Genomic DNA, 12,849 nt, shown 5'->3' with positions numbered 1-12,849 from the left:
AGTTTAAAATTAAGAGGATTATAATTAAATTTGTAATGAACAAATTATTATAGTCCCCCAATAATTTCATAACCTTCAGTATAATTTATACTGAGGGTTTTTTTATTTCATCTTCTCAAAGAAAGTCAATTGGTAATTTGGCAATAAATCTGGATTGGTAATTTTAATAATATCTTTTAAAACCAAATCGGGTCTTGTGGGAGCTAATTCATAATAAATAACTCCACCTGTTTTTCCTTTTTTAGTTGAAGGTGTATAAATTTGATTCTTTTTAAAAGCCTTAAACTGATTGTATAATTCATTGCTATTTAATAATTGTTCTTTGGATGAAAAATACCCAGGAGCAATCCAAAAATCTGCATTTGCCCCTTTGTCAAAAACACTTTCAAAACTGAGTGATAAACTACCTTTTCCAGTTGAGTCTTTCCATAAATAATCCAAATTGGCGTCTTTTAAAAATTGAGCTACAAAACTATCGCCAGCAGGTAAATTCCATATGTCTTTACTCATAATAGCACCAGAAAGAATTGTCGGTTTTTTAGTTGATTGTAGCGCTATTTGTTTGGCGTCTAAATAATTAGTTTCTATCGATTTAAAAATACTATCTGCTTGTTTTTCCTTATCAAATAAAACTCCAAAAAACTTTATCCATTCAGCTCTACCTAAAGGAGTTTCTTCTAACCAATCGCCATTATAAATAACATTAATCCCTGATTTTTGAAGTGTAGATAAACTCTTATCTGCTGAAGAAACACTATACCCAACTATCAATTCAGGTTGTAAAGCCAATAAAATTTCAGTGTTTAAAGAACTCTCTTTACCAATTTCTTTAATACTTCCATTGTCAATTAGTGCTCTTGTTTTCTCAGAAGAAACATATTTAGAATACGGAAAACCTATGATAGATTTTTCTTCGTTTAACAATTCTACCATTGGAATGTGAGTTGTAGAGGTTACTACAATATGTTTTGTTGGGATACCAATTTCATTTTGCTTTTTATGTCTAATCGTATTTTTTTGTTTTTCAAAAATTATATACTCAGAAATTTTATCAGAATTTTGATAAGCAGATTTTATAATCAGCTTTTTAATTCCATTCTCAACAACAATATCAAAACCTTTAGCATATTTTATGGTACTTTCTAGTGGTGTTTTCTTGTCAATTTTTACAATTTCTTTTTTGCAAGAAATACCAAGTATAATCAGCAGAAAAAATGAGAATAATTTTAGTTTTTTCATTAAGAATAGATTTGATTTTCTTGCTCTTGAACTCTAATAAAAGTCGTTCTTTTGGTAAGACTTTTTAATTTATTGGCACCTACATAAGTACAAGTAGAACGAATTCCCCCTAAAATATCAGTTATGGTATTTTTTACATTTCCTCTAAAAGGAACTGCAACTGTTTTTCCTTCAGAAGCTCTATAGTTGGCAACTCCTCCAGCATGTTTATTCATTGCAGTTTCAGAACTCATTCCGTAAAAAGCTTTGAATTTTTCTCCATTTTTTTCTATCAATTCCCCACCACTTTCTGTGTGTCCTGCTAACATTCCTCCAAGCATTACAAAATCAGCACTTCCACCAAAAGCTTTAGATAAATCACCAGGAATTTTGCAGCCTCCATCAGAAACAATATGTCCTCCAATTCCGTGAGCAGCATCAGCACATTCTATAATTGCAGACAATTGCGGATAGCCAACGCCTGTTTTTACACGAGTGGTACAAACAGAGCCAGGTCCAATACCTACTTTTACTATATCTGCTCCAGATAATAACAATTCTTCAACCATTTCTCCAGTTACAACATTTCCAGCAATGATGATTTTATTCGGATGATTTTTACGCATTTTAGCAACAAATTTCACAAAATGCTCAGAATATCCGTTAGCAACATCAATACAGATAAAATTAATTTGTGGGAATTCTGATAAAATTTGTTTTACTTTTTCTGAATCTTCCTTTCCTGTTCCTGTGCTAACAGCTATATTGTTTAGAACATCATCTGTAGAATTTGAGGCGAATTTTCTCCATTCATCTAAAGAATAATGTTTGTGAATGGCTGTAAATAATTTAAGTTTTCCAAGTGCTTTTGCCATTTCAAAAGTACCAACAGTATCCATATTTGCTGCCATTATTGGAATTCCTTTCCAAATAAGATCACTATGCAAAAATTTGAATTCTCTCTCTAAAGTAACTTGTGATCGCGATTTTAAAGTAGATCGTTTTGGACGAATCATTACATCTTTAAAACCTAATTTTAATTCATTTTCAATTCTCATAATTCTAAATACAAATTAGACTTTAAAGGTATAAAATTTGAATACGATTTTATTAGATTGTTAATAAGAATGCATATATATTTGCAGCGATTTTGGTTTTGATGTAAAAATCATTTTGCATCAAATTAAAAGGGAATCTGGTTAAAATCCAGAACTGTTCCCGCAACTGTAAGCTATAAGGCTTGTAACTAATACTTTAACCACTGTTTTTATAAATGGGAAGGTTTGTTACAAGACGCAAGTCAGGAGACCTGCCACTATCACGAGTTAAAAACTTTCGGGATAAAAGTTTATGTACTAATAAATATTCGTACACAAAATTTACCTGATTTATTGTATCAATTAAATCATTAAAAAATGAAAAAACAATTCGTAATTGTAAGTGCTTTGGCATTAAGTTTTGTCAGCACAAATCTTTTGGCGCAAAAAAAAGAGACGCAGAAAGAAAAAGTAGAAACTTTAGATGAAGTTGTAGTCACTGCAACCAAATTTAGCTTGAAAAAGGAAAACACAGGTAAAGTTATTACCAAAATCACTCCAGAACAACTGAAACAAAATGCAGGAAAAAACGTAATTGAAATTTTAAATACTGTGGTTGGTATTGATGTAAGAGGAGTAAATTCAAATGCATCAGAACCACGTAGTATTTACATTAGAGGAGGAAGAAGTAGGCAGGTTTTAGTATTGATTGATGGTGTGCCAGTAACAGATCAATCTGCTATTAATCAAGAATTTGATTTACGTTTATTGGCGGTAAGTCAAATTGAAAGTATCGAGATTTTAAAAGGAGCATCTTCAACTTTATATGGTTCAGGTGCAGCAACCGCTGTTATAAATATCATTTTAAAGAAAGCTTCTAAAGATAAAATTTCGGGGTCTTTTGAAACAAGTTTTGGAACTAACAAAACTGCAAATTTAAAGAGTGAAAATTCATCAGATAACAATCAAAATGTATCTATAAATGGTACATTAGGAAAGTTTAATTTCTTAGGAACTTTTAATATCTCTAAAGTTGATGGAATGTCTGCTGCAAAAAGTAAAACGAATGCTGTTTTTGGTGAAGACGGATTTTATAGCAAAAATGCTTTAGTAAAACTTGGCTATAAAGTAAATGATAATATATCTGTAGAAACTTTTTTAAATTATGATGAATTTGATTACAGTTTTGATGCTGGTGCTTTTGCAGATAGTAATGTTAACATAGGAAATCAAAACCAGTTTAGATTCGGAATTAAACCACAGTTTAAATATAATAATGGACAATTATATGTTTTGGCATCTGTAAATGAAGTAAAAAGAGGTTTAGATCAATTTAACTCTTTTGCTAAAACCTTAGATAATTATCAATTTAATGGAAGAAGTCTTAATGTAGATTTGGTAAATAAATATGAGTTTTCAGAAAAGATTCAATTAATAACAGGAGTAAACTATCAAGAGCACACAAATCAAACAGTTACTCCTTTTGCTACTATAGATAAATTGGTAGCTAACTTTAATACTATTGATCCTTATGCAAGTATTGTATATGTGTCTGATTATGGTTTAAGTGTTAATGTTGGCGGACGATTAAATATTCATAACGTATATGGAAATCACCTGGTTTATGATGGGAACTTAGCTTATCAAGCCTTAAAAAAAGATGATATTTCTTTAAAGTTAATTGCATCTTATAGCACAGCATTTATAGCACCAAGTTTGTATCAATTGTATGATGGTTTTGCGGGTAATATTGATTTAAAACCAGAGTCAAACAAAACTATTGAAGCAGGTTTTGAGGCTAAATACCAAGATTGGATTTATTTTGATGCTGTATATTTTAATAGAAAAGAAGAAGATGCTATTATTTATGATAATACAACTTTTAAATACGGAAATGGATCTTCTGATGCTAATGGATTTGAAGTTAGCACAAAAATAACACCAACAGATTATTTAGTATTTAATGGGTCTTATACATTAATTGATAGAGATAAATTTGAAGGAGCTGATGATTATATTGCTTCAAATAAATTAGTTGCTGGAGTAGATATTACAGCATTAGAGAATACATTTTTTAATCTAACTTACAGAAACGTTGGTGAAAGAACTATTTTTGATAGATGGGGAAGTTTTGGTACTGCAGGGATAGATGTTATTTTACCAAGTTATCAAGTGTTAGATTTATCTGCTAATTATAAATTATTAGATGAAACAGTTACTTTTTTTGGTGCAGTAACTAATATTTTAAATGAAGATTATGATGATGTTTTAGGTTTTTCTACTCGTGGTAGAAATTATAAAATAGGAGTAAGATTACAATTTTAATTCGTGTTATAACTATTGAAAAGTATAAAAAAGGCTCCGTTTTGGAGTCTTTTTTATAGTATGTTTTTTACTTCATTTTTAATAAAACTAATTGCGGTATCAGTAGGAGGTAGGGTTTTAGAGTAATCTATCAATATGTTTTCTCGTAAATCGTTTGCAGAGTTAGAACTTTCTGCTACTTGTTTCAATTTATTTATGGTAGCATTTTTTGCACCTAAAACAGCTGTCCAAGTAGTATCAGAAATATAAATCTGTTGTACTAAATTGTGTTCAAACTCTTGTTCTATATTAGATAGTAATAATTGTAAATAATCTTCTGTTTTGTTAGAAATGGGTTTAATTCTTACTACAATTTTGGTAGGATTTATACGCTCACAAAATAGCAACATTCTTTCATAGGCTTGCAATTTTATAGGTAATGATTCTTTCTTTTTCTGTTTGATTAACTCTAATTTTCTTTCTGAGTTTTGTTGTTTTAATAAGCTTTTAAACATATAAAAAGCCACAAACCCAACAACTAAAGCAGGTAATATATAAGCGATACTCTCTATAATTTTATCTTCCATTTTAATTGTTCAAATAATCAAAAGTTAGTTGAATCATTGCTTTTACGCCTAAAATTAATCCACTTTCATCAATTTTAAAATCTGGTGTATGATGTGGAAAAGGTTCTTTATTTCCTGGAGTCATTCCTCCTAAAAAGAAGTACATTCCAGGAACAACTTCTTGAAAATATGAAAAATCTTCACCACCAGTGGTCGCTTTCATAATTTTTACGTTTTCTTTTCCTGCTGCTTTTCTTAAAGAAGGCAACATTTTTTGGGTGAGTTTTGGGTCGTTGTAAGTAATGGAGGTATTGTTTTGAAATGTAATAGTTGCTTCACCTCCATAAGCTTTTGCTAGTGTAGTAACCATCTCTTTCATTCTAGTTTCAATATGAGTTCTCATTTTTGGATCTAAAGTTCTAACTGTTCCAATCATTTCAGCAGATTCTGGAATAATATTAAAACGCGATCCTGAAGTAATCTTACCAACTGTTATTACTGCAGCTTCATTTGTTAATTGAGATTCTCTACTGATAATAGTTTGCAAACCGTCTATAATTTTAGCTGAAATTAAAATAGGATCAACCCCAGACCAAGGTTGAGACCCGTGAGTTTGTTTTCCTTTAACATTAATAACAAAACGTTCAACAGAAGCCATAATTCCACCTTTTTTATATTTAATAGTTCCTACAGGTGTTAATGAATTGATATGAAGTCCAAAAATAGCATCTACTTTAGGATTATTTAAAACACCTTCTTTAATCATTAATTTTGCTCCTCCTTCTTCTCCTGGAGGTGGACCTTCTTCTGCTGGTTGAAATATGAACTTTACAGTCCCTTTAATTTTATCTCTATTTTTTGACAATAATTCGGCAACACCCATTAAAATAGCGATGTGTGTATCATGTCCACAGGCATGCATTACCCCAATATCTTTTCCTAAGAAAGTTGACTTCACGTTAGATTTAAAAGGTAAATTATTTCTTTCTGTTACTGGTAGAGCATCAATATCTGCACGAAGTGCAACCACTTTTCCTGGTTTTTTTCCTTTCAAAATTCCTACAACTCCAGTTTTAGCAACATTTTCCTGAACTTCAATACCAAGAGATTTTAAATGTTTAGCAATAGTTTTTGCTGTTTTAAATTCTCTGTTAGATAATTCTGGGTTTTGATGAAAATGACGTCTCCATTCAATAACTTTTTTTTCAATTTTTGAAAAATCTAAATCTTGAGCGTTAACTGATAATGTCAATAAAAAAACAAAAACAATTGATAAATATTTCATAAGATAAATTAAAAAGTTCAGCCCTAAAGGTATAAATTTAACTTGTGAATAAAAACTAACAACCTTGTTTTATAAAAACGAATAGTTTGGCTAAATTCACGCTTTCAAATTCTTTCAAAATAAACTATTGAATACCTATTTAAATTCTTTAAACGAAGCGCAAAAACAAGCTGTAATTCAGAAAGATGGCCCAATGATTATTATTGCGGGTGCAGGTTCTGGTAAGACAAGAGTATTAACGTACAGAATAGCGCATTTAATGCAACAAGGCGTTGACGCTTTTAATATTTTGTCGCTCACATTTACCAATAAAGCTGCAAGAGAGATGAAAGAAAGAATTGCAGGAGTGGTAGGAGTTAGTGAAGCCAAAAATCTCTGGATGGGAACTTTTCACTCGGTTTTTGCAAGAATTTTACGCTCTGAAGCTGATAAATTAGGTTTTCCATCAAACTTTACCATTTACGATACCCAAGATTCAGTTCGTTTGATAACAGCTATTATCAAAGAAATGAATTTAGATAAAGAACGTTACAAACCCAAACAGATTTTAGGCAGAATCTCATCTTTTAAAAATAGTTTAATAACGGTCAGAGCATATTTTAATAATTCTGATTTACAAGAAGCAGATTTACACGCAAGCCGACCAAAAGTAGGCGATATTTATAAAGAATATGTAGACAGATGCTTTAAATCAGGAGCAATGGATTTTGACGATTTATTGTTGAGAACCAACGAATTATTAGCACGTTTTCCAGATGTTTTGGCAAAATATCAAGACCGTTTTAGATATATTATGGTAGATGAGTATCAAGATACGAATCATTCTCAATATATCATTGTTCGTGCTTTAGCAGATAAATTTGGTAATATTTGTGTGGTAGGTGATGATAGTCAAAGTATTTATAGTTTTAGGGGAGCAAATATTCAGAATATTTTGAATTTTCAAAAGGATTATCCTGATGTGAAAACCTTTAAGTTAGAACAGAATTATCGTTCTACAAAGAATATCGTAAATGCAGCAAACTCTGTTATTGCAAGAAACAAAACCAAGTTAGATAAAGAAGTTTGGACTTCTAATGATGCTGGGGATTCTATAAATGTAATGCGCACCATTTCTGATGGAGAAGAAGGACGTTTTGTGGCACAATCCATTTGGGAAAATATGATGAATAATCAATTATCTCCTGATAATTTTTGTGTTTTGTACAGAACAAACTCTCAATCTAGAGCTATAGAAGATGCATTGCGTAAAAAAAACATCGACTATAAAATTTATGGTGGAATCTCTTTTTATCAACGAAAAGAAATAAAAGACATTCTATCGTATTTGCGCATTTTAATCAATCCAAATGATGAGGAAGCATTAAAGAGAATCATCAATTATCCAGCAAGAGGAATTGGTGCAACTACAATAGATCGATTAACTATCGCAGCAAATCATTACAAAAAATCAATTTTTGAAATCATAAAATATATTGATAAAATCGATGTCAAAATAAATTCTGGAACCAAAAATAAACTTCAGAATTTCATGAATATGATTTTGCGTTTGCAAATAGAAAGTCAAACTAAAAATGCTTTTGAAATTGCTGAAACTGTTGTAAAAGAAACCAGATTAATTAAAGATTTAGAGAAAGATGGAACTCCTGAAGCAGTGAGTAAAGTAGAAAATGTTCAGGAACTTTTAAACGGAATTAAAGATTTTATTACTGATAAAATTGAAGAAGGTGAAGATGCTTCCTTAACATCGTTTTTAGAAGATGTAGCATTGGCGACAGATTTTGACGCTAAAAAAGAAGATGATAAACCAACAGTTTCTTTAATGACCATTCATCAATCTAAAGGATTAGAGTATTTATACGTTTATATTGTTGGTTTAGAAGAAAACTTATTTCCTTCTGCAATGAGTATGAATACCCGAAGTGAGTTAGAAGAGGAGCGCAGATTGTTCTATGTTGCACTAACAAGAGCAGAAAAAGTTGCCTATTTATCTTATGCACAAACACGTTACAGATGGGGGAAATTAGTTGATGCAGAACCCAGTCGTTTTTTAGAAGAAATAGATGATCAATATTTACATTACATCACTCCAAAAGCTCCAGAACCTTCAATTAATAGGTTTGTAGATAAAAGTATTTTTGATGATGCACCTAAAGGTATTCGTTTTCAGAAACCAATTCAACGTAAAAAAATGGAGCGCGATTTTGTAAAAAAGAAAGAAATTATAATTCCTAAAAACTTAAAAAAAGTATCTCAAGCCACATCAAAATCAAATTTATTTGATGAGAATATTGTTGTGGGTAATATTGTAGAACACAACAGATTTGGTGCAGGTGAAGTAATTGCTTTAGAAGGAAAAGGACCTAATAAAAAAGCAGAAATAAAGTTTAGTACAGTAGGGAAAAAGAAATTATTATTGCAATTTGCTAAATTAAAAGTGATTGGTTAAAAAATCAATCTAAAAACAAAAATAAAGTGTTATTTTGCAACGATAAATAACTACAAATAAAGAGTTGTCAGTTCAATTGTTTTTATCCCAGAAAAAAGACTTTTAGAACACACTTCACAAATAATACATAAATGACATTCGATTTAGAATACAATTCAGAAAGACCGTTAATGATTATCCCAGAATACGGTAGACATATACAGAAATTAGTAGACCATTGTGTTGCTTTAGAAACTAAAGAAGAACGCGATAAAATGGCGAAAGCAATTGTAGATGTAATGGGGAATTTACAACCGCATTTACGTGATGTCCCTGATTTTAAGCATAAATTGTGGGATCAATTGTATATTATGGCAGATTTTAAATTAGATGCAGAATCTCCATATCCACAACCTTCAAAAGAAGAATTACAAGAAAAACCTGAGGCTTTGGCATATCCAAAATCAGCTTCTAGATACCGTTATTATGGTAACAACATTCAAACAATGATAGATGTTGCTTTAAGTTGGGAGGAAGGCGAAAAAAGAGAAGCCTTAGTGTATACTATTGCCAATCATATGAAAAAGTGTTATTTAAATTGGAACAAAGACACTGTTGATGATGCTGTTATTTTCAATCATTTATATGATTTATCTGATGGAAAACTAGATTTAAGAAACTCAGAAGAAGAATTGACTGATAGTAAAAATCTACTGAGAAAAAGAAACTCACAAGGTCAAAATCATTCAAAAAGTAATCATAAGAAACAACATCACAATAATAAAAATAGAAAGAGATATTAATGGCATCATTTAAAATTGAAGGTGGTCATAAGTTAAATGGAACAATAACACCACAAGGAGCAAAAAACGAAGTTTTACAAATATTATGTGCGGTTTTACTAACTCCAGAACGAGTAGTTGTAAATAATGTTCCAGATATTATTGATGTAAATAAACTCATTTTTATTTTAGGTGAATTAGGAGTTAAGGTCGAAAAATTGAGCGCTAATTCTTACGCTTTTCAAGCAGATGAAATTGATTTACCGTATTTAGAATCCGATGATTTTAAACGTGATGGAAGCTCCTTAAGAGGTTCTATTATGATTGTTGGACCTTTATTAGCTCGTTTTGGTAGAGGATATATTCCACGTCCTGGAGGAGATAAAATTGGACGTAGACGTTTAGATACCCATTTTGAAGGTTTTATTAGACTTGGCGCAAAATTCAGATATAACAAAGAAGAAAAGTTTTACGGTGTAGAAGCAGATGAACTTTTCGGAACTGATATGTTATTAGATGAGGCTTCTGTTACAGGAACTGCAAACATTATTATGGCTGCAGTTTTAGCAACAGGTACTACTACTATTTACAATGCTGCTTGCGAACCTTACATTCAACAATTGTGTAAAATGCTGAATGCTATGGGAGCAAAAATTGAAGGCGTAGGTTCAAATTTGTTAAAAATAACTGGTGTTGGTAACTTAGGTGGATGCGAGCATACAGTTTTGCCAGATATGATTGAAATTGGTTCTTGGATTGGTGTTGCTGTAATGACACAATCAGAATTGACTATCAAAAATGTAAGCTGGGAGAATTTAGGTCAAATACCAAATGTATTTAGAAAATTAGGAATTCAACTTGAAAAAAGGGGAGATGATATTTACATTCCTGAACAAAATTCTTATGAAATTCAAAACTATATTGATGGTTCTGTTTTAACAGTGGCAGATGCTCCTTGGCCAGGGTTTACTCCAGATTTGTTAAGTATTGTTTTGGTCATTGCGACGCAAGCTAAAGGAACGGTTTTAATTCATCAAAAAATGTTTGAAAGTCGCTTGTTCTTTGTCGATAAATTAATAGATATGGGAGCTAAAGTTATTTTATGTGATCCACATAGAGCAACAGTAATTGGGCAAAATCATAAATCACAATTAAAAGCAACCAAAATGACTTCTCCAGACATTAGAGCTGGTATTTCTCTTTTAATTGCGGCACTTTCTGCAAACGGTACAAGTATTATTAATAATATTGAACAGATAGACAGAGGTTACGAAAATATTGAAGCACGATTAAAATCGATTGGTGCTAAAATTGAAAGAATGAATGACTAATTTTTTTTAATTTTAATATTTAAAAATAGTGTCAATTTGACACTATTTTTTTGTTGGCAACATTTTTGCCAATAAATTGTATACAATTTAACGATTACAAAGAAATGAGTAAGAAAGAAAATATAAAAGAAGAAGAAATACTAAACGAGCAAGAAAATATTCAAGTAGAAGAAAATCAAGAGGTTGAGGAAGTTGTTGAGAAAAAAGAACCTACTGCTGAAGAGTTAATTCAAGCAGAAAAAGATAAGTTTTTACGTTTATTTGCCGAGTTTGAAAATTATAAAAAAAGAACTTCTAGAGAAAGAATAGAGCTGTTTAAAACGGCGGGTCAAGAAGTAATGACATCTTTACTGCCAGTGATAGATGATTTTGAACGCGCTTTGTCACATATAGAAGAAGATAAAGAAGCAGAAGAATTAAGAAAAGGTGTTCTATTAATTTATAATAAATTTTATAACACTTTAGAGCAAAAAGGATTATCAAAAATAGAAACCAAAGCTGGTGATGTTTTTGATGCAGAAATTCACGAAGCGATTACACAAATTCCTGCACCTTCAGAAGATTTAAAAGGTAAAGTAATCGATTGTGTAGAAAAAGGATATAAGTTAGGAGATAAGATAATTCGTTACCCAAAAGTGGTTATCGGACAATAATTAATTACAATTAACAACGTACAATTACCACTGATCATTGATTATTGTTAATTGATAATTGAAAAATTATGGCAAAACAAGATTTTTACGAAGTATTAGGGATATCAAAATCTGCATCAAAAGCAGAAATAAAGAAAGCCTACAGAAAGATGGCTATCAAATACCATCCAGATAAAAATCCAGATGATAAAGTAGCTGAAGAAAACTTTAAAAAAGCTGCAGAAGCTTATGAAGTTTTAAGTGATGAAAACAAAAAAGCAAGATATGACCAATATGGTCACGCTGCTTTTGATGGACCTCAAGGAGGTGGCTTCGGTGGTGGCGGAATGAATATGGATGATATATTCAGTCAATTTGGAGACATCTTTGGAGGTGGTGGTTTCGGTGGCGGCTTTGGTGGTTTTGGCGGAGGAGGCCAGCGTCAAGCTAGAGTTAAAGGAAGTAATATGCGTATTCGTGTAAAATTAACTTTAGAAGAAATTGCAAAAGGAATTGAAAAGAAAGTTAAAGTTCGTAGAAAAGTTCAAGCAAACGGAGTTACTTATAAAACCTGTACAACTTGTAATGGTTCTGGTCAACAAATGCGTGTGACTAATACTATTTTAGGAAGAATGCAAACTGCAACTACTTGTGGAATGTGTTCTGGTGCTGGAGAAATAATGAATAGTAAACCTAATGGTGCAGATGCACAAGGTTTAATTATTGAAGAAGAAACAGTATCTATCAATATTCCTGCAGGTGTAACCGAGGGAGTGCAGTTAAAAGTAGGAGGTAAGGGTAATGAAGCTCCTGGTAAAAACTCAATTGCTGGTGATTTATTAGTGTTAATTGAAGAAATTCCTCACGAAACTTTAAAAAGAGAAGGCACAAATATTCATTACGACTTATATGTAAACTTTTCTGAAGCAGTTTTAGGAACAAGTAAAGAAGTAGAAACTGTAACTGGTAAGGTTAAAATTAAAATTGAGGCAGGTACGCAATCAGGTAAAATCTTACGTTTAAAAGGAAAAGGTTTGCCAAGTATTGAGCGTTATGGAACAGGAGACTTTTTAATTCATATTAATGTTTGGACACCTCAAGAATTGAATAAAGAACAAAGACAATTTTTTGAAAAAATGTCTGAAAATGAGAATTTTGTACCAAATCCGAACAAATCTGACAAGTCCTTTTTTGAAAAGGTAAAAGATATGTTTTCATAAACTTATGTTAAGAAATTTAAAAAAGTGATTTTTTTTTTGAAAAAAA

10 protein-coding genes and 1 riboswitch are annotated in these 12,849 nt (G+C 31.0%); of the genes, 6 read left to right on the top strand and 4 right to left on the bottom strand.

Annotation, left to right across the window (positions count from 1 at the left end; all coding sequences use genetic code 11):
- Positions 1 to 102: 102 nt before the first annotated feature.
- Entirely contained in the window at positions 103 to 1,239 is a 1,137-nt protein-coding gene (locus DIS07_RS07600) for an ABC transporter substrate-binding protein (protein WP_109404651.1), read from the bottom strand.
- On the bottom strand, positions 1,239 to 2,276 hold the full coding sequence (locus tag DIS07_RS07595; RefSeq protein WP_109404650.1) for a GMP reductase: 1,038 nt from the start codon (positions 2,274 to 2,276) through the stop codon (positions 1,239 to 1,241). The genes DIS07_RS07600 and DIS07_RS07595 overlap by 1 nt, the downstream gene beginning before the upstream one ends.
- Positions 2,277 to 2,352: 76 nt before the next feature.
- A riboswitch (cobalamin riboswitch) is annotated at positions 2,353 to 2,549 on the top strand.
- 84 nt (positions 2,550 to 2,633) lie between these two features.
- Between DIS07_RS07595 and DIS07_RS07590 the strand changes: the two genes are divergently transcribed.
- Complete coding sequence (locus tag DIS07_RS07590; protein ID WP_109404649.1) at positions 2,634 to 4,580, top strand: TonB-dependent receptor plug domain-containing protein; 1,947 nt, start codon at positions 2,634 to 2,636, stop codon at positions 4,578 to 4,580.
- Positions 4,581 to 4,633: 53 nt separating this feature from the next.
- On the opposite strand, the gene DIS07_RS07585 is transcribed toward DIS07_RS07590, so the two are convergent.
- Both DIS07_RS07585 and DIS07_RS07580 read right to left on the bottom strand, forming a co-directional pair.
- On the bottom strand, positions 4,634 to 5,146 hold the full coding sequence (locus DIS07_RS07585; RefSeq protein ID WP_109404648.1) for a DUF7935 family protein: 513 nt from the start codon (positions 5,144 to 5,146) through the stop codon (positions 4,634 to 4,636).
- 1 nt (position 5,147) lies between these two features.
- On the bottom strand, positions 5,148 to 6,410 hold the full coding sequence (locus DIS07_RS07580; protein ID WP_109404647.1) for an amidohydrolase: 1,263 nt from the start codon (positions 6,408 to 6,410) through the stop codon (positions 5,148 to 5,150).
- A gap of 127 nt (positions 6,411 to 6,537) precedes the next feature.
- Here DIS07_RS07580 and DIS07_RS07575 point away from each other — a divergent pair, with 127 nt between their 5' ends.
- The 5 genes from DIS07_RS07575 to dnaJ all read left to right on the top strand — a co-directional run bounded on the left by DIS07_RS07575 (position 6,538) and on the right by dnaJ (position 12,803).
- Positions 6,538 to 8,859, top strand: a complete 2,322-nt coding sequence (locus DIS07_RS07575; protein WP_109404646.1) for an ATP-dependent helicase — start codon at positions 6,538 to 6,540, stop codon at positions 8,857 to 8,859.
- A gap of 131 nt (positions 8,860 to 8,990) precedes the next feature.
- Positions 8,991 to 9,641, top strand: coding sequence for a DUF4290 domain-containing protein (locus DIS07_RS07570; RefSeq protein ID WP_109404645.1), 651 nt, complete (start codon positions 8,991 to 8,993; stop codon positions 9,639 to 9,641).
- The gene (gene murA, locus DIS07_RS07565; RefSeq protein ID WP_109404644.1) at positions 9,641 to 10,951 is read left to right on the top strand and encodes a UDP-N-acetylglucosamine 1-carboxyvinyltransferase; all 1,311 of its coding nucleotides are present in this window, start codon (positions 9,641 to 9,643) and stop codon (positions 10,949 to 10,951) included. Before DIS07_RS07570 ends, murA begins: the two co-directional genes overlap by 1 nt.
- Positions 10,952 to 11,055: 104 nt before the next feature.
- The gene (locus DIS07_RS07560; protein ID WP_109404643.1) at positions 11,056 to 11,604 is read left to right on the top strand and encodes a nucleotide exchange factor GrpE; all 549 of its coding nucleotides are present in this window, start codon (positions 11,056 to 11,058) and stop codon (positions 11,602 to 11,604) included.
- Positions 11,605 to 11,672: 68 nt separating this feature from the next.
- Entirely contained in the window at positions 11,673 to 12,803 is a 1,131-nt protein-coding gene (gene dnaJ, locus DIS07_RS07555; protein ID WP_109404642.1) for a molecular chaperone DnaJ, read from the top strand.
- Positions 12,804 to 12,849: the final 46 nt, after the last annotated feature.

The sequence above is a fragment of the Polaribacter aquimarinus genome, from assembly GCF_003129485.1.
GTDB lineage: Bacteria > Bacteroidota > Bacteroidia > Flavobacteriales > Flavobacteriaceae > Polaribacter > Polaribacter aquimarinus.
Note: the sequence above shows the minus strand (reverse complement) of the source record. Positions and strands in the feature narration are given on the sequence as shown.

Coding starts and splice junctions, on each gene's coding strand:
- DIS07_RS07570 (WP_109404645.1), top strand. CDS start 8,991: ATGACATTCGATTTAGAATACAATTCAGAAAGACCGTTAATGATTATC.
- DIS07_RS07590 (WP_109404649.1), top strand. CDS start 2,634: ATGAAAAAACAATTCGTAATTGTAAGTGCTTTGGCATTAAGTTTTGTC.
- dnaJ (WP_109404642.1), top strand. CDS start 11,673: ATGGCAAAACAAGATTTTTACGAAGTATTAGGGATATCAAAATCTGCA.
- DIS07_RS07560 (WP_109404643.1), top strand. CDS start 11,056: ATGAGTAAGAAAGAAAATATAAAAGAAGAAGAAATACTAAACGAGCAA.
- DIS07_RS07580 (WP_109404647.1), bottom strand. CDS start 6,410: ATGAAATATTTATCAATTGTTTTTGTTTTTTTATTGACATTATCAGTT.
- DIS07_RS07595 (WP_109404650.1), bottom strand. CDS start 2,276: ATGAGAATTGAAAATGAATTAAAATTAGGTTTTAAAGATGTAATGATT.
- DIS07_RS07600 (WP_109404651.1), bottom strand. CDS start 1,239: ATGAAAAAACTAAAATTATTCTCATTTTTTCTGCTGATTATACTTGGT.
- murA (WP_109404644.1), top strand. CDS start 9,641: ATGGCATCATTTAAAATTGAAGGTGGTCATAAGTTAAATGGAACAATA.
- DIS07_RS07585 (WP_109404648.1), bottom strand. CDS start 5,146: ATGGAAGATAAAATTATAGAGAGTATCGCTTATATATTACCTGCTTTA.